Genomic DNA, 21,476 nt, shown 5'->3' on the forward strand with positions numbered 1-21,476 from the left:
GCAAGCGGTTCAATCTCACACAGCAGGACTGGCTGCCTCTGCCTCGTCCGGGATCTGGACGAAGGGCTGCGGGTCGCGCCCGGGGTACCTCACGAACTGGACGACCAGCAGTGCGACCGCCGCCAGGAAGACCACCAGCGAGACGTACTCGTTGACGCGCAGTCCCCCGAACTGATTGGCCTTGTCGATCCGCACGCCCTCGATGAAGAAGCGACCCAGGGTGTACCAGATGACGTAGCCGGTCATCAGTTTGCCTCGACCCAGCCGCAACGGCCTCTCCAGCACCAGCAACAGCGCGGCACCGAGCAGGCACCACAGCAGTTCGTAGAGGAAGGTGGGGTGGAAGGTCGCGAACTGCTCATATCCGACGGGACGGTACTGGGGGGCGATCTCGAGTCCCCAGGGCAGGGTGGTCGGCCCTCCGAAGAGTTCCTGGTTGAACCAGTTCCCCAGTCGTCCGATGGCCTGGGCGATCAGCAGGGCTGGTGCCATCACGTCGGCGACGGCACCGAAGTTGACCTGCCAGCGGCGACAGAGCCACCACACCACCAGGGCACCCGCGGCGACACCACCCCAGATGCCGAGCCCCCCCTCCCAGATGAAGAAGGCTCGGTACCAGTCCCGGCCCGGCCCGAAGTAGAGTTCCGGGTCGGTGATGACGTGGTAGATCCGCGCGCCGATGATGCCTGCCAGCACCGCCCACAGGGTGAGCGACTCGACCTGTTCGGGATTTCCTCCCCGGACGCGGTAGCGGTGCCGGACCAGCAGCCAGGCGACCACCACCCCCGCCAGGATGCACAGGGCGTAGGCGTGCACCCGCAGCGGCCCCAGGTTGAAGCCGTTCCAGGAAGGGCTCGGGATCGACAGCCAGACCAGTTCGGGCATCGGGTGGCTCACTTCTGTTGGTTGACGAGACGGGTGATGTCGGTGACGTAGTCGGCGACGCTGGTACCGGTCGACCACAGCACGGCCGCGGTCTCGTCCCTGCCGAATCCGATCACCTGGGTGGAGTGGGTGACCTCGTAACCGCCCGAGGGCAGTTTCCTGGCGTCATCGATGCTGAGACCGATCTGGGAGGCCGCCTTGACGATCACCGACAGCTTCCCGGTCAGGCCCACGAAACCGGGATCGATCCGGTCGAGGTAGGCCTTCAGCACCGCTGGGGTGTCCCGGGCCGGGTCGGTGGTCACGATCACGACCTTGACCTGCTCACGCACCCGCGCGTCGACCCGCTGCAGGGCGCTGGCCAGGTCGGCCATGATGCCGGGGCAGACGTCGGGGCAGTTCGTGTAGCCGAAGAAGACCAGGGTGGCCGCCGACCCGTGGTGTGAGTTCAGGGGTGCCACCGCACCCGTGGTGTCGGTGAGCTCGGCCGTGGGCAGCTTCCAGCCCGTCGAGGTGATCTCGGTACCGGCCGCATAACCGCCCGGACGACCACCGGTGGTGGCTGGCGCCGATGACGAGCAACCCGACACGGCCACGGCAGCCCCGGCAGCGGTCACCGAACCCAGCAGCGCGCGTCTGGAGAGCTTCATCGCGCGCGGCGCACGCCGGCGGCCAGGTCGTCCACCACCGCGCGCAGACCAGACAGGTCGGACGATCCGGTGCGCTCGTTGTCGATCAGTTCCTTCACCAGCGCCGAACCGACGATCACGGCATCGGCATAGGCCCCGATCTCGGCGGCCTGGTCACCGTTGGAGACCCCCAGTCCCACTCCGACGGGGAGGTCGGACTGGGCTCGGATGCGCGACACCAGGTCGGGAGCGGCCGTGGACGTCTGCTGCCGGGCACCGGTGACACCCATGACGGCGGTGGCGTAGACCCATCCCCGGCAGGCGCGGGTGGTGAGCGCGATCCGCTCGTCGGTCGACGACGGTGCGATCAGGAAGATGCGGTCGAGGTCGTGCTGCTCGCTGGCAGCGATCCACGGCTCGGCATCGTCGGGGGTGAGGTCGGGGGTGATCAGTCCCGATCCCCCGGCCGAGGCGAGGTCGCGGGCGTAGCGCTCGACCCCGTAGTGCTCCACCAGGTTCCAGTAGGTCATCACGACGGCCGGCGTACCGGTGGCGGTGACGGCCTCGACGGCGCGGAAGACGTCCGCGGTCCTCACCCCACGCTCGAGAGCCCGGGTGGCGGCGTGCTGGATCGCCAGTCCGTCCATCACCGGGTCGGAGTACGGTGCGCCGATCTCGACGAGGTCGACGCCGGTACCGTCGGATCCCTCGGTGATCGCGCGCAGCGCATCGATGGACCCGGCCACGTCGGGGTACCCGACGGGGAGGTAGCCCACCAGCGCCGCCCGGTTCTGCGTCCGGGCGGTGAGGAGCGCCTGGGCACTGCTGCTCACCTGACCTCCTCGGTCTCTCGGTCGACGGAACCGTCGATGCCGAACCACTCGAGCGCGGTTGACACGTCCTTGTCACCGCGTCCGGAGATGTTGACCAGGATGGTCGGTGGCTTCGTCCTGAACTCGGGACGCTCGACCAACTCCAACGCCAACTTCTGGGCACCCGCGACGGCGTGGGCGGACTCGATCGCCGGCAGGATGCCCTCGGTCCGGGTGAGCAGCATCAGGGCGTCCATGGCCTCGGTGTCGGTGATGGGACGGTAGGTGGCCCGTCCGGTACGGGCCAGCCAGGCATGCTCGGGACCCACCCCCGGGTAGTCGAGCCCGGCCGAGATGGAGTGCGACTCGACGGTCTGCCCGTCCTCGTCCTGCAGCACGTAGGTGCGGGCCCCGTGCAGCACGCCGAGCGAACCCGCGGTGATGCTGGCGGCGTGGCGTCCGGTGTCGACCCCGTCTCCCCCGGCCTCGAAGCCGTACAGGCCCACACCCTCGTCGGGGATGAAGTCGGCGAAGATGCCCATGGCGTTGGAACCCCCACCGATGCAGGCGCAGACGGCGTCGGGCAGTTGTCCGTACTTCTCCAGCACCTGCGCCCTCGACTCGGTCGAGATGATCCGCTGGAACTCGCGCACGATCCTCGGGAACGGGTGCGGGCCACCGACGGTGCCGATCAGGTAGTGGGTGTCGTCGACATGGGTGACCCAGTCGCGCATGGCCTCGTTCATCGCATCCTTGAGGGTCTGCGAACCGGCCTTGACCGCCACCACCTCGGCGCCGAGCATCTGCATGCGGGCCACGTTGAGGGCCTGCCGGTCGGTGTCGACCTTGCCCATGTATACGCGGCACTCGAGCCCGAGCAGCGCCGCGGCGGTGGCGCTGGCCACGCCATGCTGCCCGGCGCCGGTCTCGGCGATCACCCTGCGCTTGCCCATCCGGCGGGTGAGCAGGGCCTGGCCCAGCACATTGTTGATCTTGTGGCTGCCGGTGTGGTTGAGGTCCTCGCGCTTGAGCAGCATGCGCGCACCACCGCAGTGTTCCGAGAACCGGGTGGCCTCGGTGATGGGGGTGGGACGGCCGGCGTAGTCACGCTGGAGACGGCTCAGTTCGGCCGCGAAGTCGGGGTCCTGCTGGGCGGCGTCGAAGGCATCCTCGAGCTGGGCCAGGGCGGCATAGAGGGCCTCGGGGACGAACTTGCCCCCGAACTCCTCGAAGTGGCCGCCCGTGTCGGGCAGCGGGGCTCCGGACGGATGGGTGGCGCGCGGTTCGGTCACAGGTTTCCTCCCGTGGTGGGGGTTGACGTGGCGAGCATCGCCTCGATGGCGTGGGCGGGATCGTGATGGCGCACGAGCGCCTCTCCCACCAGGACGACGTCGGCCCCCTGCTGGGCGACCAGGGCGACGTCCTGTGGCCCGGTCAGGCCGCTCTCGGCGACCTTGATGGCAGTGGCCGGGAGTTCGGCGACCAAGGAGCCGAACTGGAAGATGTCGACCTCGAGGGTGACCAGGTTGCGGTTGTTGACGCCGATCACGGCCCCGGCCGGGTCCTCGGACACCAGGTCGGCTGCCCGCTTCGCCTCGTCCGGGGTGTGCACCTCGACCAGGGGGGTGAGTCCCAGGTCGAGGGCGAGCCGGTGCAGGCGACGCAGTTCGGCGTCGTCCAGCGAGGCGACGATCAGCAGCGCCAGGTCGGCACCGTGCACCCGCGCCTCGACCAGCTGGTACTCGGTGACCATGAAGTCCTTGCGCAACACCGGCAGGTCGACCCGGTCACGGACGGCGTCGAGGTCGGCGAGGCTGCCACCGAAGCGCCGCTTCTCGGTGAGCACGCTGATGGCGGCGGCGCCGCCTGCCTCGTACAGGGCGGCGAGGCTGGCGGGATCGGGGATGTCGGCGAGGGCGCCCTTCGAGGGGCTCGACCTCTTCACCTCTGCGATCACCTGGACACCCGCCCGTCGGAACGCGGGTCGTGGGTCCCGGGGGGCAGACGCCCGGTCGAGCAGGGCCTCGAGGTCGCGCCGGGGGGTCAGCTGCTCACGAACGGCCAGGTCTTCCCGCACACCGGCGACGATGCTGTCGAGGACACTCATCAGCCGTTGCCGAAGCCAGCGGCCTTCAGGATGCCGCTGATGACCAGGCTCAGCACGATCAGCACCCCACCGACGATGGCCAGCACCCAGTTGGGTCCGGTGACGGCGGCGATGGCCGCCAGCAGGAATCCGACGCTGGCCAGCACGACGCCGGTCCAGGCAGCCGGGCTGCGGCCATGGTGGTAGTGACGCACCGGCTTGCTGCGGCGACCCGCGGTGGCGGTGGTGATGGCCTCGGTGGTGTCAGCCATGGTCGTCCTCTCGTGGTCGTGCCCCTGGGATGTGAGCGTGAGCGCAGCCTATCGCGGGTCCTCGGTGGGGTCGTGTCCCGCGTCCATGGCCTTCCACAGGTCGGCATCGGTCGCCTCGGCGCGTCGGCTGTACCGATCGGGACGACGACCCGCCTGCCCCGCGGTGACCAGGGCGACCACGCCACCGAGTGCCAACAGCAGCCCGGCCCCCGCGAACGCGAAGCGCCACGGATCCCGGTTGGCCTGGGCGGCGACGGCGGCGGGCAGGTCCTGGGCGGGGAAGGAGGCGGTCAGTCCCGACAGCAGCGCGCCGATGCCCAGCACCAGGGCGAGCGCGCCCACCACCCTGCTACCCCGTCGTCGCACCACGAGCAGCAACAGGGCCAGTGCGGCGCTGGCCCAAGCCAGGGTGGTCACCAGGCCCCCGGTGGCGTCGGCACCCGACACCGACAGCACCCCGTCATGGGCCCAGGTGCGCTGACCCGCGACGGCCGAGAGCCCCGCGGCGACGGCCCACGACACGGCGGCGTACCAGCGCCTCACCGGCTCACCCCGGCAGCGCGGCGCACCGCGTTCACCACCGACCGGGCCTTGTGCTGGGTCTCGTCGTTCTCGGTGTCGGGCACGGAGTCGGCCACGATCCCGGCACCGGCCTGCACATAGGCCCGCCCGTCCTTCAACAGTGCGGTGCGGATGCCGATGGCGGTGTCGGCATTGCCGGCGAAGTCGAAGTAGCCCACCACGCCCCCGTACACGCCGCGCCTGGTCAGTTCGAGCCGGTCGATGATCTCCATGGCGCGCACCTTGGGTGCACCCGACAGGGTGCCGGCGGGGAAACAGGCCAGGGTGACGTCGAGTGCGTTGCGCCCCTCGGCCACCTCTCCCTCGACCCGTGCCTCCAGGTGCATGACGTGGGAGTAGCGGGCCACCTTCATGAACTCGGTGACCTCGACGGTGCCGGGGCTGCAGACCCGGCCCAGGTCATTGCGACCCAGGTCGACCAGCATGATGTGCTCGGCGCGCTCCTTGGGGTCGGCGAGCAACTCCTCCTCGTTGCGCTGGTCGTCGGCCATGGTCGCGCCACGCGGGCGGGTGCCCGCGATCGGGTTGGTGGCGGCCCGCCCGTCGACCACGGTGACCAGGGCCTCCGGTGAGGCGCCAACGATCTCGAAACCGGGCAACGTCAGCAGGTACATGTAGGGACTGGGGTTCATCAGCCGCAGCTCGCGGTACACGTCGATGCCGGGAACGTTGGTGGCCAACTCGAACCTCTGGGAAGGCACGACCTGGAAGGCCTCACCAGCCCGGATCTCCTCGACCGCGTCGCGCACCATCTGCTGGTACTCCCCCGCGCCACGCTGCCAGTGGATCGGCAGGTCGGGCTGGCTGGAGCGTTCGCGCAGGCGTCGTCCACGGGGACGCGCGAGAACGTCGGCCATGGCGTCGACCCGGCTGACCGCGTCACGCCAGGCCTCGTCGACGCCGGCATCCGAGTCGTCGAAGTTGATGGCGTTGGCGATCAGCCACAACTCACCGGTGTGGTGGTCATAGGCGGCGAGGTCGGTGGTCACCAGCATCATCAGCTCGGGGATCCCCAGGTCGTCCACCGTCGTCTCGGGCAGCTTCTCGAGATGGCGCACGCAGTCGTAGCCGAGGTAACCCACCAGACCCGAGGTGAACGGGGGCAGGTCGGGAGCAGGTTCGGTGTGCAGCGCGTCGATGGTGGCGCCCAGCACCTCGAGCACGTCACCTTCGGTCGGCAACCCCGCGATGGGACGACCCAGCCAGACGGCCTGTCCGTCGGTCTCGGTGAGGGTGGTCGAACAGTTCACCCCGATGAACGACCACCGCGACCAGACCCCGGCATCGGCTGATTCCAGCAGGAAGGTGTTGACGCGGTCACCGCACAGGGTCTGGTGGATGCCGATGGGCGTCAGGTCGTCGACCAGGACGCGTCGGTGCACGCTGATCACCCGGCGCTGGCTGGCCAGCCGCCGGAACTCGTGCAGCGAGGGGGTGATGGTCACGGGCGCTCCATGGCTTGCTGATCGGACAGGTGGTGCACGTGGGTGGCGGGCGAGGGGTCGGCCAGCAGCAGATCGGAGTCGAAGCAGGTGCGGTCGCCGGTGTGGCAGGCTACGCCGGTCTGGTCGACCTTCAGCAGCACCGTGTCGCCGTCGCAGTCGAGTCGCACCTCGCGCACGACTTGGGTGTGACCACTGGTCAGTCCCTTGACCCACAGCTCGTCGCGCGAGCGCGACCAGTACGTCGCCCGGCGGGTGGCGAGCGTCGCCGCCAGGGCCTCGTCGTTCATCCAGGCCTGCATCAGCACCTCGCCGGAGGTCGCGTCCTGGGTGACCACGGCCACCAGTCCTGCCTCGTTGCGCTTGAGGCGGCCAGCGAGGGCGGGGTCCAGTCCGGACCGGGGGTCGGCAGAAGGCATGGCGCCCATTATGGCCCGGCTTGCTCGCCCGGGCCTAAGGTGGGGCAGGTGACCATCGCCTCCGAGGAACGTTCCCTGATCTGTGACCTGTTCGACCAGTTGGGCCCCGACCAGCCGACGCTGTGCGAGGGCTGGACGACCGGCGACCTGGCCGCGCACCTGATCGTCCGCGAGAACGACCCCATCGCAGCGGGCGGGATCGTGCTCAAACCGCTGGCCGCGCACACCGAACGTCGGATGACCGAGGTGCTGGCGGCCGAACCGTGGACGCAGGTGGTGGAGAGGCTGCGGCGTGGGCCCGGGCAATGGAGCCCGTTCCGGGTGCCCGGGGTCGATGAGGGCGCCAACGCCATGGAGTTCTTCATCCACTGCGAGGACGTCCGTCGGGCCCAGACACCGCCACTGCCGCCGCGTGAACTGCCCGAGGAGGTCGAGGAGTTCTGCTGGAAGCGGCTGAAGTTGCTGGCCCGCGCCATCTTCCGCAAGGTGGACGCCGGGCTGGTGCTCGAACGCGTCGGCGCCGACGGCACCCCCGGCGAGTCGCTGCGGGTCCGCCCCGGCACCCACACCGTCACCCTGCAGGGACGCGCCAGCGAACTGCTGCTGGCCGGCTACGGCCGCGGCGCCCACGCCGACGTCACGGTGATCGCCGACGAGGAGGGCCAGTCAGCCCTCGAGGCCGCCGCCATCAGCCTGTGACCCTCACCGGTGGGGGGTGGTGACCCCCAACTTGTGGGCCAGGTCGCGTCCTCCCACGCGGACGATGTGATCGGGATCAGCCACGACGACCAGCAGATCGGTCGCCCGCGACATGCCCACGTAGAGGCGCTCCCGCGCCCGTTCGGGATCCATTCGCCCGTCGTTGACGGCCAGCACCACCACGGTGCGTTCCATGCCCTTGAACCCCAGGGCGGTTCCGTAGAAGACCTCGTCGCCGGCGAAGAAGCTCGCCCAGTACCCCTGGTTGCCGTACCGGTCGAACAGCTCCCGCTGCACCTCGTGCCGCTTGCCGGTGGTGATCAGGGCGACATCGCCCGGGGCCCAGCCCTCGCCCAGCAGCTCGTCGACCAGGTCGTCGGCCACACCGACCACCTGGTCGGGGTCGGCCGCGACGAAGCGGACCGCCGGCCCGTCCGACCCGCGTGGGCGGATGTGAGGGGCGAAAGGGCGCAGCGACTCGGCGATCTGACGACTGTTGCGAAGGTTGTGGTCGAGCACCAGCGGAACCATGGGCACCCCGGGCGTCCCACGACGCCCGAACACCCCTTGGTCAGGATCGGCGTAGGTGTAGATGCCACCGCTGTCGGGGTCCCGCAGGCAGCCCAACAGCGGGGTCCACCAGGCATCCGCGAAGTCCTGTGCCTCGTCGACCACGAGGGCGTCGAACTTCTGCACCTCGTCGAGCTGCTTGGCGGCCTCCGCCATCTGCGCGGGGAGTTCCTGTTCCCACCACTGTGAGTCGTCGCGGTCATGGGGTGGGATGCCCCAGTCCTCGGCGAGTTCGTCGTAGCGTCCGACGAACGCGGGCCGGGAGCGTCGGGGCCAGCTGGCGACCTCACGCTTGAGGTGTTCGGCCAAGCCGTGGGTGTAGCAGATCACCGCCACCTTCTGGGCGGGGTGTCCCTGCCGTCCGCCGGCCAGTTGGCGGGCCTGCTCGAGGGCCAACGTGGTCTTGCCGGACCCGGCGCTCCCCCGTACCTCGACCCGGTTCAGCAGCCGCGTGACGCCCAGCAGGGAGTACTGCTCGGTGGTGAGCCGCGCCACCTGGCCGGCCCGCAGGTCGGCCTCGGGTCGCGGACCGTCCTGCCAGACCTCGCCGCCCAGGAGGATCTCGACGGCCACCTCGATGTCGTCGTGGTCGGGCACCCGGTCGCCGGGGCGGAGCTCGGCGACCAGGCGCCGGAGTCGTCCGCCGATCTGGGGCAGGTCGGCCTTGTCGTGCAGCGCTGAGCGGGACAGGTCAGCGGAGTGCCAGGTGTCGGGGAACTCCGAGAAGGGAACGGCGACACTGTGCACGAATGCGATCCGTCCCCTGCGCCCCCAGCGGGGGGCTCGCTCCAACCGCTCGATGACGGCGTACTTGCCGCGCCTGGCCTGGTCGACGGGGTCCACCCTCGCGAACCTGCTGCCCCTCGACCTGGTCCACCACTGCCCGTCCTTGTCGTGGCTGACCAGCCCTCCCTTGGCCTCGACCACGGCGAAACCCGTGCCGGGCATCATCACCAGGAAGTCGACCTCGCGGTCACGGTCGGCCTCCATCAGGTTGAGGTGGACGAGCACCACGTCCTCGTCGGTCAGGGTCTGGTGGAGCGCCTTCATGACGGGGTGTTCGGAGTCCGACCATTCCTCGGTCGGGGGCAGGATGCGAGCCATGGGCCCATCATGGCAAGCCGCACCGACATCTGCCTCAGAGCACGGCCGTGGGGTACTTCGTCCGGTAGACGTCGACGATGGCATCGACGGCCTGGTCGAAGGTGAAGGTGGCCGTGTTCAGCACGAGGTCGTAGAAGGTGTCGTCGTTGGGGTCGACCTGGTGCAGCCTGATCGACATCTCGGCGCGGAGCCTGTCGTCGTTGCGCAGCCTGGCCAGCGCCTGGTCCTCGGGCAGTCCCGTCAGGTAGGCCACGCGCTGGGTACGCATGCTGACCGGCGAGGTGAGCCGCACGTGCAGCGCCCCCACGGCACGAGCCAGCACGGCCTGACCGTTGTGGCCGAGCACCACGGCACCGTTCTGCACCCCGGCGAGCAGTTCGTCGGTGTTGCGCACCACCATGGTGTGGTCGAGGCTCTGGTGCGCGGCCCGCGAGATCTCCGAGTCGGACGACCCCGCGTCCTGGAAGGTCTGCAGGAACCGGTCCCAGATGCCTGGGTTGTCGCTGCGCCCCGTGGGATCGGCGATCTGCTCGTGGCTGAAGGCCTGCCCGATGAAGCGCACCCCCAGCCGTTCGGCCACCGCCGGTGCGATCACCGAGGCGCCCGAGCCGTACTGGGCGAAGATCGTGACGATCGGCGGCACCTGCGCACCAAGCGTCGCGGGGGGAACGGTGACCATGGTGTCGCGACCGTCGCCGACACCGGTGATCGTGACCTCGTCCACGCCCTGTTCGGCGGCTGCCGCGCGAGTGCGACGGTCACTGAGTTCACGCACCAGGGAGCGGTGCTGGTCGGCGGTGAGCGGGTAGAAGATGATCACCAACGCGGCCAGCACGGCCAGCCCGGCCGGCACCAGCCCGGCCGACAGCTTGATACCGGTCAACGCGTGGGCGCTCTGTGAAGGCGCCTGGGCCACGTAACCGAACGCACCCACCACGGCCCCACCGACCGCCCCACCGACACCCTGGCCGACCTTGCGGACGAACGACAGGATCGAGTACGAGCCTCCCTCGGACCGGATGCCGGTGCGCCACTCGCCGTAGTCGACGGTGTCGGCCTGCATGGCGAACATCAGCGCGTTGGTGCCGCCCATCCCGATGCCGAGCAGCAGCCAGGCGATCATCGCGATGAACAGGCTGCCCTCGCCGCCGGGGACGAGGAAGACCAGCAGGTAGGCGATCACGGCGACGGCCGCGAAACCGATGTAGCCCCGGCGCTTGCCCCACCGCATCGTCAGGGTGGGCACGAGGGAGGCGGCGGCGATGGTCCCGACGGTCTGCGCCAGCATCAGCCAGGTGAACCACGAGGCGTTGCCGAGCACGTAGCGGGTGTAGTACATGGCCACGGCATTCATCGTGAAGTTCGCGGCCAGCAGGAACAGGGCCCCCAGGCAGAGCACCAGCAGGGGCCGGTTGCGGCGCACCATCACCAGCGTGTTGCGCAGGTTGATCCGTGCCGTGCCGCGTGGCACGACCTCACGGGTGTTGCGGAAGCACACCAGGTGCAGTCCGAGCGCGATGGCGCCCAGCACGATGGTGGTGAGGGTGAAGGTGAGCCGTACCCCGTCAGCGGCGGTGTCCTTGAACTGTGGGGCGACAACGGCCGCCAATCCCACCCCGGTCAGCGCGGAGGCGATCGCCCGGGCACCGGAGAGTCGGGAGCGGTCGACCGAGTCCTGGGTCATGGCAGCTGACAGGGAACCGTAGGGAATGTTGACGAAGGAGTAGAAGAGCTGGAAGAGCGCGTCGAACAGGAAGATCCACGCGACCGAGGCGGCCGGACTGAGTCCCGCCGGCACCGAGAAGAGCAACACGAAGACCACGGCCAGCGGTGTCGAGCACCACAACAGCCACGGACGAAGCCGTCCCCACCTGGTGCGCGCACGGTCGACGGTGGAACCGGCGATCAGGTCGGCGACGCCGGCCCAGATCTTGGTGATCGCGTAGATGGTGCCCGCCACCCCGGCCGAGATGCCCACGATGTCGGTCATGTAGATCATCAGGAACATGGACGTGAGCTGGAAGCTCAGGTTGTTCGCCACGTCGCCGAGGGCGTAGGAGAAGATCCGCGACCGCGGCAGTTGGGAGGTGGTGGACGGCGTCAGTTCCAGGGTCGGGGCGGACATGGTGCAGCACTCTTTTCGTGGGAGCGGGGCCCACCGGGGGCCATGCATCCACGCTACGTCCGGCCTTGCCCGCCCGCGCAGCGAACGGAGGCGCTTGCCTGATTTTGCCTCAGCCAGGCAGGTCGTGGATCCGGAACCGGTAGAGGCTGGTCGAGGCCGTGACATAGACCCAGTCGTCGTCACCGAAGCAGAGGTTCGAGACCACCTCGGGCACCCCCACGAACCCGACGTGGGTGCCGAGGGTGTCGTACACGTGCACCCCATCGGCCGCGGACGACCACACCCGCCCCGAGGCATCCACCCGGATCCCGTCGGGCACGCCCGCCGGCACGGTGGCGAACCAGCGTCCGTTCTTGGCCCGACAGCCATCGACGACGTCGTAGACCCTGATCTGGGCGGCCACGTCGGAATCGGCGACGTAGAGCAGGGTCTCGTCCGGTGAGAACGCCAGCCCGTTGGGAGCGACGATGTCGGTGACGACGGGGCTCAGTCGACCGGTGGGGTCGAGCCGGAAGACCCAGCGGTCGCCGTACTCGCGCTCACCGGGGTGCCCCTCATCGGGCAGATCGATGCCGTAGCTGGGGTCGCTGAACCAGATCGCTCCGTCGCGGCTCACCACCAGGTCATTGGGCGAGTTCAACCGGTGGTCGTGCCAACGGTCGACGAGCACCTCGGTGGACGACCCGTTCTCGGTGAACTGTCGGCGCTGCACCGCGCGGCGGCCGTGGCTGCACTCCAGCAACGAGCCGTCGGCGGCCAACGTGCGTCCGTTGGTGAACTCGCACCGGTCCTCCAACACGGTCAGCTCACCGGTCTCGGCATGCCATTCGAGCACCCGATTGCCCGGGATGTCGGACATCACGACACTGCGCCGAGCCGGCACCCAGCAGGGTCCCTCGAGCCAGCGTGCGGCCGTGGCCAGCCGCTCGACCCCGTTCACCCACGCATCCGTCATGACTGTGCGAGCTTGGCCAGCACGAGTTCACGCACCCGGGCCGCATCGGCCTGGCCACGCATGGCCTTCATCACCGAGCCGATCAGGGCTCCAGCCGCCTGCACCTTGCCCTCGCGGATCTTCGCGGCGACGTCGGGGTTGGCCGCGATGGCGGCATCGACGGCGGCGGAGAGTTCGCCCTCGTCCGAGACGACGGCCAGGCCTCGTGACTCGACGACCTCGGCCGGTTCGCCCTCACCGGCCAGCACGCCTTCGATCACCTGCCGGGCCAGCTTGTCGTTGACGGTTCCCGCCTCGACCAGACCCTGGACGGCCGCCACCTGGGCCGGGCTGATGCCAAGGTCGGCCAGGTCGACGCCGGCCTCGTTGGCGCGGCGCAGCAGCTCACCGGTCCACCACTTGCGGGCGGCCTGCGGACTGGCGCCGGCGGTGACCGTGGCGTCGATCAGGTCGAGCGCGCCGGCGCTGATCACCGCCTGCAGTTCGAGCTCACCCAGCTGCCACTGCTCGGCGAGGCGTCGCATGCGCTGGGCGGGGGGTTCGGGCAGGGTGGCCCGCAGTTCCTCCACCCAGGCGGTCGCGGGGGCCACGGGAACCAGGTCGGGCTCGGGGAAGTAGCGGTAGTCCTCGGCGGTCTCCTTGGAGCGTCCCGGTGAGGTGTTGCCCTGGGACTCGTTCCAGTGACGGGTCTCCTGCTTCACCCGTCCTCCCCCAGCCAGCACCATGGCCTGACGCCGCATCTCGAAGGCGAGGGCGTTCTCGACCGAACGCAGGGAGTTCACGTTCTTGGTCTCGGTGCGGGTGCCGAACTCGGTCGCGTCCTTGGCCATCAGCGAGACGTTGGCATCGCAGCGCAGCGAACCCTGCTCCATGCGGACGTCGGAGACGCCGAGCGCGCGCAGCAGTTCGCGCAGGTGCGCCACGTACGCCCGGGCCACCTGGGGTGCCTTCGCCCCGGCGCCGACGATCGGCTTGGTGACGATCTCGATCAGCGGCACACCGCACCGGTTGTAGTCCAACAGCGAGTACTCCGCCCCCTGGATGCGACCGGTCGAACCGCCGACGTGCAGCGACTTGCCGGTGTCCTCCTCCATGTGGGCGCGCTCGATGTCGATGCGGAAGGTCTCACCCTCGACGTCGACGTCGAGGTGGCCGTTGAAGGCGATCGGCTCGTCGTACTGGCTGATCTGGTAGTCCTTGGGCATGTCGGGGTAGAAGTAGTTCTTCCGGGCGAACCGGCACCACTGCGCGATCTCGCAGTTGAGCGCCAGACCGATCCGGATGGCCGATTCGACGGCCTTGCCGTTGACCACCGGCATTGACCCGGGCAGGCCAAGACAGACGGGGCAGACCTGGGTGTTGGGCTCGGCGCCGAACGTGGTGGGGCAGCCACAGAACATCTTGGTGGCCGTGTTGAGTTCGACGTGCACCTCGAGCCCCATCACCGGGTCGAAGCGGTCGAGCACCTCGTCGTAGTCCATCAGCTCGTCGGCGGATGCGCTCATCTCAGGCCTCCTGTGAAGGTTCGGCCAGACTGCCGGGCAGCTGGGGAATGACGGTGGAGGTGCCACACGTGGCCAGCGCCCGTTCGAGGGCGGCGCCGACGCGGTAGAGGCGGTCGTCGGCCATCGGGGGCGCCATCACCTGGAAACCGACGGGCAACCCGTCCTCGGGTGCGGTGCCGCAGGGGAACGACGCCGAGGCATTGCCGGCCAGGTTCGAGGGGATGGTGCACAGGTCGGCCTTGTACATCGCCAGGGGGTCGTCGATCCGCTCCCCCAGCTTGAACGCGGTGGTGGGCGTCGACGGCGAGACGAGCACGTCGCACTGCGCGAAGGCAGCGTCGAAGTCACGCGTGATCAGCGTGCGCATCTTCTGGGCGGAGCCGTAGTAGGCGTCGTAGTAACCGGCAGACAAGGCATAGGTGCCGATGATGATCCGTCGCTTGGCCTCCGACCCGAAACCGGCTCCGCGGCTGAGCCGCATCACCTGCTCGGCCGAGTTCTGGCCGTCGTCGCCGACCCGCAGGCCGTAGCGCATGGCGTCGTAGCGGGCGAGGTTCGAGCTCATCTCGGCCGGCATGATCAGGTAGTAGGTCGACAGCGACTGGTCGAAGTGGGGGCAGGAGACCTCCACCACCTCGGCCCCTTGGGCCCTGAGCAGTTCGACGGCCTCGTCGAAGCGCTGCTCGACACCGGGGGCATAGCCCTCGCCGCCGAGTTCGCGGACGACGCCGATCCTCATCCCCCGCACATCGCCCGCGCGTGAGGCCTCAGCCACGGCGGGCACCGGCTGGTCGATGGAGGTGGCATCCATCGGGTCGTGCCCCGCGATCACCTCGTGCAGCAGCGCAGCGTCCTCGACCGTGCGGGCACAGGGGCCGCACTGGTCGAGCGAGGAGGCCATCGCGATGATGCCGTAGCGGCTGACGCCACCATAGGTCGGCTTCACCCCGACCGTGCCGGTCACCGACGCCGGCTGGCGGATCGATCCACCCGTGTCGGTGCCGATGGCCAGCGGCGCCTCGAAGGCCGCCAGGGCCGCGGACGATCCGCCGCCGGAACCGCCCGGGATCCGATCCAGGTCCCACGGGTTGTGGGAGGCGCCGAAGGCCGAGGTCTCCGTGGACGAGCCCATGGCGAACTCGTCGAGGTTGGTCTTGCCGAGGATCACCAGCCCGGCGTCGAGCAGGCGCTGCACGACGGTGGAGTTGTAGGGCGGTGTCCAGTTCTCGAGCATCCTCGAGCCGGCCGTGGTGGGCAGCTCCTGGTAGCAGAGCAGGTCCTTGACCGCGATCGGCACGCCCGCGAGCGGACCCAGTCGTTCCCCGGCGGCGATCCTCTCGTCCACCCGGCGGGCGGCTGCGAGCGCCCCCTTCCGGTCGACGGTGACGAAGGCGTTGACCCGGTCGTCGACGGCGTCGATCTGGGCCAGGAAGGCGGTCGTCACCTGCACCGAGGTCCAGGTGCCGGCCGCGATGGCCCGTCCGATCTCGGCGGCGGTGGCGGTGATGATCCGCGCGTTCAGGTCGGCTTGGGACACGATCACTCCTCGTCCAGGATGCGGGGCACGCGGAACCGGTCGTCCTCCGAGACGGGTGCCATCGCGAGCGCCTGCTGCGGGGTCAGGCCCGGGCGCACCACATCGTCGCGGAACACATTGGTCAGACCCATCGCGTGCGAGGTGGGCGGCACGTCGTCGGTGGCGACCTGGGCGACACTGGCCACGGAGTCGAGGATCACGTCGAGCTGCGGCGCGAACAGGCGCAGCTCCTCGGGGGTCAACTCGATGCGGGCCAACTCGGCGAGCCGAGCGACCTCTCGTTCGGTGAGTGCCACGAAACCTCCTGCAGCCCGGGCATGTGCGGGACCGACCCGCACGGGGCCACCCCATCCTAGGGGGTGAAACAGGACTGCAACACGGTCGGCTTGGGCTCGTCGCCGCCGTCGGTCACACTGGGGGGGTGCTGTTGCTCCGAGTCCAACTCCCCGACCGTCCCGGCTCCCTGGGCCAGGTGGCGACCGCTATGGGCACCGTGGGTGCCGACATCTCCGCCATCGAGATCGTCGAGAAGCAGCAGGGTTCGGTGATCAACGACTTCATGCTGACGATGCCTCCCAACAGTCTTCCCGACACCTTGGTGAGCGCCTGCAACGAGTTGCCGGGGGTACAGGTGCTGTGGCTGTCGCGGTACCCGGAGAACTGGGGGCTTGAGTCAGACATCGACCTGCTCGACCGCATCTCGGCCGACCCCGCCCGTGCCAGCGAGACGTTGACGGCCCACGCGCCGGTGGTCTTCCACAGCCAGTGGGCGGCCGTGGTCAACGCCGACGGTTCGTCGACGACCAGCCAATTGGCCCCCGAGTTGGACGACGAGGCGATCAGCGCCCTCGGTCCCCTCGACGAGGCCGCCACCCGCGACCTGCCCGAGGGGTGGCTGCCGGGCTGGGGCGAGACCACCATCGCCTTCGCGCCCCTCCAGAACGGATCCGCGTTGGTGCTGGGCCGTCAGGGAGGGCCCGCCTATCTGGTCTCGGAGGTGCGCCGGCTGCAGCACCTGGCAGGGATGACCCTTTGATCAGCTGGCACCAGTGGCTCGAGGTGATCTCGTCGATCGGATACGGGGTGCTGTCGTCGATCGTCCCCGTGTTCCACACCGAGGCATTCATCGTGGCCGCGGCGGCGTCCAACCTGCTGGGCCCGGTGGAACTGTCGGTGGGACTGGCCATCGGCCACACCATCGGCAAGCAGGTGATGTTCCTGGCGGTCAGGCACGGCAAGAAGCTGCCGTGGCTGAACCGGGGTGAACCGGTCCAGGTGCCCGCCGGATCGTGGCGGGCCCGGTGGCGCCGCTGGTCGGCCCGTACGGCGCGTCTGGTCGAGAACCCACGGTGGGGGATGCCGATCCTGTTCGTCTCATCGGCTACCGGGGCGCCCCCGGTCTACGGTGTCGTGCTGGTCGCGGGCACCACGGCGATGAACTTCTGGGCCTTCAGCCTGGTCATGCTGGTCGGGTTCTTCGTGCGTTGCATCGTGCTGGCACTGGGCACCATGGGAGCCTTCCAGGGCATCTTCGGCTGAGCGCCGGCGTCAAGCGGTCTGGGTGAAGGCCTTGAAGAACGTCCACCCCACGAACACCAGGACGGCCAGCACCACCACGAACGCAATGCTCACCCAGATGCGCATCCGCTTCTTCGCGGCCGTCGTGGGCACCTTGGTCGGTCCCCATTCCCCCACCTTGGGCTGAACCCGGGCCGGGGTGGTGCCGTTGAGGTTCAGGTTGGTGAAGATCCGCACCCGGCCCACAGTACCGCTCAGGTGGTTGACTCGAGAGCGGCCTCGGCCAGCCACACCAGCGAGTCGAACACGCGTGGGACGGTGCCCTCGCTCCACCCGGCCAGCCCACAGGCAGGGCTGACCGCCGAGCGTTCGTCCACCACCACGGGGTCGAGCCCGAGCCGATCGACGACCCGGCGGTGGGTGGCCACCAGTTGGTCCCGGCTGAGCACCAGGTCGGGTACCTGGGTGGGTTGCACGCCCCACCACACCTGGTTGCCCGATTCCAGCCAGCCGGCCAGGGCAGCCAGGTCGTGATCGGTCAGCAGGGCCACGTCGAGCGCGACAGTGCCGATCCCGGCGCGCTCCAACCACTGCAGCTGGAGTCCGGGCGCGCAACAGTGCAGGGCCACCTGGGCACCCGCGGCGGCCACCGCCGACGCGACCGCCGTCAGCCCACCACCGATGACGGACTCGTCCACGGCGCGATGGCGGCCGAAACCCGAGGCCGTGCGCAGGGCACCGGAGCTCACGGCCGGAAGGGAGGGCTCGTCCAGTTGCACCGTCCAGCTGGCGGCGGGAAACCTGCGGCGCAGTTCGCCGACCAGGTCGGCCAGTCCCGAGGCGAGCGAGGCTGCGAGGTCGCGGGTCGCACCCGCGTCGGCGAGCACCAGTTCACCGCGGGCCAGTTCGACACCGGCGGCCAGTGTCCATGGTCCGGCCACCGACAGCTTCGCGGGGCCGGCGAAGGTGGAGCACTCCTCCTCGAGGTCGTCGAGGTCACGCCGGAACAGGGCGAGGGCGCGCCGCTGGTCGCGTCCGGGGTGGTCGGTCAGCCGCCACCCTGCAGGCTGCAGGTCGACGGCCAACCCGTCGAGCAGGGAGGCCCCTCGCCCGACCAGTTGGGCACCCACCCCACGGGCGGGCAGCTCGGGCAGGTCGGCCCGACCGAGCCGGTCACGGACCAGTCGCACGGCTGCGCGGAAGTCGGTGCCCGGGAGCGATCCCAGATGGGTGGCGAACATGTCAGCGGGTCCCACTGATGGTGGCGCTGCCGACCACGCGGTCGTCGGCGTACACGACGGCGGCCTGGCCGGGGGCAATGCCCTCGCAGGGCTCGTCGAGCTCGACGTGCAGAGCGTCGGCGCTGAACTCGACGGTGGCAGGCATCGGTGCGCCGTGCGCCCGCACCTGCACGTGCCCGCGCCACCGTCCGGGCGCGGCGGCAACGGCCAGGATGGGCCGGATCGCGTCGATCACCCCGACTGCCAGGTTCTCCCTCGCACCCACCGTGACCCGGTTCTGGACGGGCTCGATGGACAGCACGAACCGCGGTCGTCCGTCATCGGCGGGCACGCCCAGGTGCAGGCCACGCCGCTGGCCCACGGTGAACTGGTGATGGCCCGCATGGCTGCCGACCACCCGTCCGGCGGTGTCGACGACCTCGCCGACCCGCTCACCGAGCTGGCGGGTCAGGAAGCCCGCGGTGTCACCATCGGGGATGAAGCAGATGTCATGGCTGTCGGGTTTCTTGGCCACTCCGAGCCCGAGGGCTGCGGCCTCGGCGCGCACGTCGGTCTTGTGGGTGTCGCCGAGCGGGAAGGCGCAGTGCGCGAGTTGGTGTGCGTCCAGCACGCCCAGCACGTAGGACTGGTCCTTGGCGGGGTCAGCGGCGCGGCGCAGTTCCACCTGGCCGGCGGACGAGCGGGTCAACCTGGCGTAGTGCCCGGTGGCCACCACGTCGAATCCCAACTGCAGCCCGCGGTCGAGGACGGCAGCGAACTTGATCTTCTCGTTGCACCTCAGGCACGGGTTGGGGGTACGGCCGGCGGCGTACTCGGCGACGAAGTCCTCGACGACGTCGGCATGGAAACGCTCGGCGAAGTCCCAGACGTAGAAGGGGATGCCCAGCTTGTCGGCGGCGCGGCGGGCGTCATGGGAGTCCTCCAGCGAGCAGCACCCACGCGCACCGCTGCGATACGACTCGGGGTTCTTCGACAGCGCCAGGTGCACGCCGGTGACGTCGTGACCTGCGGCCACCATGCGGGCAGCGGCGACGGCGGAGTCCACTCCCCCGCTCATGGCTGCCAGAACTCTCACGGCGGACGAGTCTACCCCGCCGCCCTCGATGGCCCGGCGGCCTCAGACTCCCCGCGCCCGCGCCAGCGCCCGGGGCAGTTCCCTCACCAGCGCCGCGACGTCGTCGTCGGTGGTCGACCAACCCATCGAGAAGCGCAGGCTCGACAGGGCGTCCTGGGTGGAGCCGGTCATCGCCAACACCACCTCGCTGGGCTGGTGCACCCCCGCCCGGCACGCCGACCCCACGGAGGCGTCGATGCCGACCCGGTCGAGCAGCAGGAGCACATCGTCGGCGCGTACCCCGGGGGCGGTGAGGTGGACGATGGCCGGGTTGACGACCTCGCCGCCGTTCACGCGCACCCCCTCTCCCTGGCCTGCTGCGGCCAGACCGGCCAGCAGTTCAGCCCTCAGTCGAGCCATCCGGACGCGCTCGGCCTCTCGGCTCGCCACCGATTCGTGCAGCGCCGCGGCGAAGGCTGCCGCCAGCGCCGCGGACTGAGTGCCTGAGCGCAGGTCCCGTTCCTGGCGCCCTCCCAGTCCGGTGACGGCGGGGGCCACCTCACGTCGGACGAGCAGCGCCCCCACCCCGACGGGGCCACCCAGCTTGTGGGCGGAGACCGACACCAGATCGGCCGCGCTGGCTGAGAAGTCAAGCCCGGGTGAGACCAGTGCCTGGACCGCGTCGGTGTGGAACCAGGCGCCGGCCGCGTGGGCGATCTCGGCGGCCTCGGCCACCGGCTGCACCACCCCGACCTCGTTGTTGACGGTCTGCACGCTCACCACCGCCGTCGACGGACCGACCAGACGGGCCAGTTCGTCCATCATCACCGAGCCGGTCGGGTCGACACCGGCGATCAGGGTGCCCGGCCACTGTCGGGCCAGTTCGCCGACCGCGGGGTGCTCGACGGCCGAGATCACCACCAGATCGCGGCCCGACGACGCGCGCCCACGCACACCACCCCACACCGCCAGGGTGTCGGCCTCCGACCCGCCGGAGGTCAGCACCACCTCGGTGGGGTGCGCCCCCAGATCAGCCGCGATCGACTCGCGGGCGTCCTCCAGCGCGGCCCGGGAGCGCCGGGCTGAGGCGTGCAGGGCGGCCGGGTTGCCGACCAGGTCGGCGGCCTGCAGCCACGCCTGCCGGGCAGCGGGCCGCAGCGGCGAGTGCGCCGCGTGGTCGAAGTAGTGTCGGGTCGCCTCAGCGGCCACGGAAGACGGCCTTGCCGGGCCCGGACTCCAGGAAACTCTTCATGCCGATCCGACGGTCCTCGGTGCCGAACAGTGACGCGAACCCGGTCGCCTCGATGGTCAGTCCGTTGTCGAGGTCGGTCTCGAGGCCGGTGTCGATGGACTCCTTGGCCCAGCTGATCGCCCACGAGGGCGAGTTCTCGAACTGCGCGGCCCACGCAACGGCCCGGTCGACCAACTCCGCATCGGGCACCACCTCGTCGACCAGGCCCAGCGCCAGTGCCTCCTGGGCGTGCACCCGGCGTCCCGTGAAGATCAGGTCCTTGGCCGCGGACGAGCCGATCAGCCTCGGCAGCCGCTGGGTGCCACCCGCCCCCGGCATGATGCCCAGCAGGATCTCGGGCTGGCCCAGGGTGGTCGACTCCCCCGCGATCCGGCGGTCGGCGCACAGGGCCAGTTCACAGCCCCCGCCCAGTGCGTAGCCGTTGACGGCGGCCACGACCGGTTTGCCGATCTTCGCCACGGCCGTGAAACACTCCTGCATCACCTTCACGCGCGAGGACATCTGCGTCACGCCCAGCTGCGACATCTCCTTGATGTCGACACCGGCGGCGAAGTTCTTGCCGTTGCCGGTGACCACGACCGCCCGTACCCCGGCATCCGCTGACAGGTCATGGGCGATCTCACCGAGGCGGTCCTGCATCGCCATCGAGAGGGCATTCACCGGCGGACGATCCAACCGGATGACCGCCACTCGTCCGACACGCTCGACCACGACGTCCGCTCTGTTCATGTCGGTCAACTTACCGTGGCGGTTACAATCAGTCGCCGGTCAACCAAAGGATGTGAATTG

Annotated in this window: 23 protein-coding genes; 3 read left to right on the top strand and 20 right to left on the bottom strand. The window is 69.8% G+C overall.

Annotated features, from left to right (window positions below; all coding sequences use genetic code 11):
- Positions 1–15 precede the first annotated feature (15 nt).
- Genes lgt through hisI form a run of 9 tightly spaced genes read right to left on the bottom strand, consistent with a single transcriptional unit; the run spans position 16 to position 7,127 of the window.
- Positions 16–876, bottom strand: coding sequence for a prolipoprotein diacylglyceryl transferase (gene lgt / locus QQZ11_RS11885; protein ID WP_446698865.1), 861 nt, complete (start codon positions 874–876; stop codon positions 16–18).
- 17 nt (positions 877–893) lie between these two features.
- Positions 894–1,535, bottom strand: a complete 642-nt coding sequence (locus QQZ11_RS11890) for an SCO family protein (protein WP_284550562.1) — start codon at positions 1,533–1,535, stop codon at positions 894–896.
- On the bottom strand, positions 1,532–2,347 hold the full coding sequence (gene trpA, locus QQZ11_RS11895; protein ID WP_284550563.1) for a tryptophan synthase subunit alpha: 816 nt from the start codon (positions 2,345–2,347) through the stop codon (positions 1,532–1,534). The genes QQZ11_RS11890 and trpA overlap by 4 nt, the downstream gene beginning before the upstream one ends.
- A complete protein-coding gene (trpB, locus tag QQZ11_RS11900) occupies positions 2,344–3,618 on the bottom strand; it encodes a tryptophan synthase subunit beta (RefSeq protein ID WP_284550564.1) in 1,275 nt (424 codons plus the stop codon). The genes trpA and trpB overlap by 4 nt, the downstream gene beginning before the upstream one ends.
- Positions 3,615–4,433: an indole-3-glycerol phosphate synthase TrpC gene (trpC, locus tag QQZ11_RS11905; RefSeq protein ID WP_284550565.1), complete on the bottom strand. Its 819-nt coding sequence runs from the start codon at positions 4,431–4,433 to the stop codon at positions 3,615–3,617. Before trpC ends, trpB begins: the two co-directional genes overlap by 4 nt.
- Entirely contained in the window at positions 4,433–4,684 is a 252-nt protein-coding gene (locus QQZ11_RS11910; RefSeq protein ID WP_022910330.1) for an HGxxPAAW family protein, read from the bottom strand. Before QQZ11_RS11910 ends, trpC begins: the two co-directional genes overlap by 1 nt.
- Before the next feature lie 48 nt (positions 4,685–4,732).
- A complete protein-coding gene (locus QQZ11_RS11915; RefSeq protein WP_022910331.1) occupies positions 4,733–5,227 on the bottom strand; it encodes a Trp biosynthesis-associated membrane protein in 495 nt (164 codons plus the stop codon).
- Positions 5,224–6,711 carry an anthranilate synthase component I gene (locus tag QQZ11_RS11920; RefSeq protein ID WP_022910332.1) on the bottom strand — a complete coding sequence of 496 codons (1,488 nt, stop codon included), beginning with the start codon at positions 6,709–6,711 and terminating at the stop codon, positions 5,224–5,226. Before QQZ11_RS11920 ends, QQZ11_RS11915 begins: the two co-directional genes overlap by 4 nt.
- The gene (gene hisI / locus QQZ11_RS11925) at positions 6,708–7,127 is read right to left on the bottom strand and encodes a phosphoribosyl-AMP cyclohydrolase (RefSeq protein WP_446698853.1); all 420 of its coding nucleotides are present in this window, start codon (positions 7,125–7,127) and stop codon (positions 6,708–6,710) included. Before hisI ends, QQZ11_RS11920 begins: the two co-directional genes overlap by 4 nt.
- Positions 7,128–7,175: 48 nt before the next feature.
- Here hisI and QQZ11_RS11930 point away from each other — a divergent pair, with 48 nt between their 5' ends.
- Positions 7,176–7,826: a TIGR03085 family metal-binding protein gene (locus tag QQZ11_RS11930; RefSeq protein WP_284550567.1), complete on the top strand. Its 651-nt coding sequence runs from the start codon at positions 7,176–7,178 to the stop codon at positions 7,824–7,826.
- Positions 7,827–7,829: 3 nt separating this feature from the next.
- Here the strand turns inward: QQZ11_RS11930 and QQZ11_RS11935 are convergent, their stop codons facing one another.
- From QQZ11_RS11935 to gatC, 6 genes are all read right to left on the bottom strand, one after another.
- A complete protein-coding gene (locus QQZ11_RS11935; RefSeq protein ID WP_284550568.1) occupies positions 7,830–9,500 on the bottom strand; it encodes a nuclease-related domain-containing DEAD/DEAH box helicase in 1,671 nt (556 codons plus the stop codon).
- A gap of 34 nt (positions 9,501–9,534) precedes the next feature.
- Entirely contained in the window at positions 9,535–11,625 is a 2,091-nt protein-coding gene (locus tag QQZ11_RS11940; RefSeq protein WP_284550569.1) for a cytidylate kinase family protein, read from the bottom strand.
- A gap of 109 nt (positions 11,626–11,734) precedes the next feature.
- Positions 11,735–12,580 (bottom strand): SMP-30/gluconolactonase/LRE family protein, encoded by an 846-nt coding sequence (locus tag QQZ11_RS11945; RefSeq protein WP_284550570.1) that lies wholly within the window; start codon positions 12,578–12,580, stop codon positions 11,735–11,737.
- A complete protein-coding gene (gene gatB, locus QQZ11_RS11950) occupies positions 12,577–14,085 on the bottom strand; it encodes an Asp-tRNA(Asn)/Glu-tRNA(Gln) amidotransferase subunit GatB (RefSeq protein ID WP_022910338.1) in 1,509 nt (502 codons plus the stop codon). The genes QQZ11_RS11945 and gatB overlap by 4 nt, the downstream gene beginning before the upstream one ends.
- Before the next feature lies 1 nt (position 14,086).
- Positions 14,087–15,595 (bottom strand): Asp-tRNA(Asn)/Glu-tRNA(Gln) amidotransferase subunit GatA, encoded by a 1,509-nt coding sequence (gene gatA, locus QQZ11_RS11955; protein ID WP_446698866.1) that lies wholly within the window; start codon positions 15,593–15,595, stop codon positions 14,087–14,089.
- A gap of 29 nt (positions 15,596–15,624) precedes the next feature.
- Entirely contained in the window at positions 15,625–15,918 is a 294-nt protein-coding gene (gene gatC, locus QQZ11_RS11960) for an Asp-tRNA(Asn)/Glu-tRNA(Gln) amidotransferase subunit GatC (RefSeq protein WP_022910340.1), read from the bottom strand.
- 131 nt (positions 15,919–16,049) lie between these two features.
- On the opposite strand from gatC, the gene QQZ11_RS11965 reads away from it, so the two are divergent.
- Positions 16,050–16,658: an amino acid-binding protein gene (locus QQZ11_RS11965; RefSeq protein WP_026378007.1), complete on the top strand. Its 609-nt coding sequence runs from the start codon at positions 16,050–16,052 to the stop codon at positions 16,656–16,658.
- Positions 16,655–17,161 carry a VTT domain-containing protein gene (locus QQZ11_RS11970; RefSeq protein WP_022910342.1) on the top strand — a complete coding sequence of 169 codons (507 nt, stop codon included), beginning with the start codon at positions 16,655–16,657 and terminating at the stop codon, positions 17,159–17,161. The genes QQZ11_RS11965 and QQZ11_RS11970 overlap by 4 nt, the downstream gene beginning before the upstream one ends.
- Before the next feature lie 9 nt (positions 17,162–17,170).
- Here QQZ11_RS11970 and QQZ11_RS11975 read toward each other — a convergent pair whose 3' ends face one another.
- From QQZ11_RS11975 to QQZ11_RS11995, 5 genes are read right to left on the bottom strand one after another with little or no spacing between them, the layout of a single operon-like run.
- Complete coding sequence (locus QQZ11_RS11975; RefSeq protein WP_040438213.1) at positions 17,171–17,377, bottom strand: hypothetical protein; 207 nt, start codon at positions 17,375–17,377, stop codon at positions 17,171–17,173.
- A gap of 17 nt (positions 17,378–17,394) precedes the next feature.
- On the bottom strand, positions 17,395–18,381 hold the full coding sequence (locus tag QQZ11_RS11980; protein WP_284550571.1) for a hypothetical protein: 987 nt from the start codon (positions 18,379–18,381) through the stop codon (positions 17,395–17,397).
- A gap of 1 nt (position 18,382) precedes the next feature.
- The gene (mnmA, locus tag QQZ11_RS11985; RefSeq protein WP_284550572.1) at positions 18,383–19,456 is read right to left on the bottom strand and encodes a tRNA 2-thiouridine(34) synthase MnmA; all 1,074 of its coding nucleotides are present in this window, start codon (positions 19,454–19,456) and stop codon (positions 18,383–18,385) included.
- Positions 19,457–19,498: 42 nt separating this feature from the next.
- Positions 19,499–20,644 (bottom strand): cysteine desulfurase family protein, encoded by a 1,146-nt coding sequence (locus tag QQZ11_RS11990; protein WP_284550573.1) that lies wholly within the window; start codon positions 20,642–20,644, stop codon positions 19,499–19,501.
- Positions 20,634–21,416, bottom strand: a complete 783-nt coding sequence (locus QQZ11_RS11995; protein ID WP_284550574.1) for an enoyl-CoA hydratase/isomerase family protein — start codon at positions 21,414–21,416, stop codon at positions 20,634–20,636. Before QQZ11_RS11995 ends, QQZ11_RS11990 begins: the two co-directional genes overlap by 11 nt.
- Positions 21,417–21,476 lie beyond the last annotated feature (60 nt).

It is taken from the genome of Aestuariimicrobium sp. T2.26MG-19.2B, from assembly GCF_950101875.1.
GTDB lineage: Bacteria > Actinomycetota > Actinomycetes > Propionibacteriales > Propionibacteriaceae > Aestuariimicrobium > Aestuariimicrobium kwangyangense.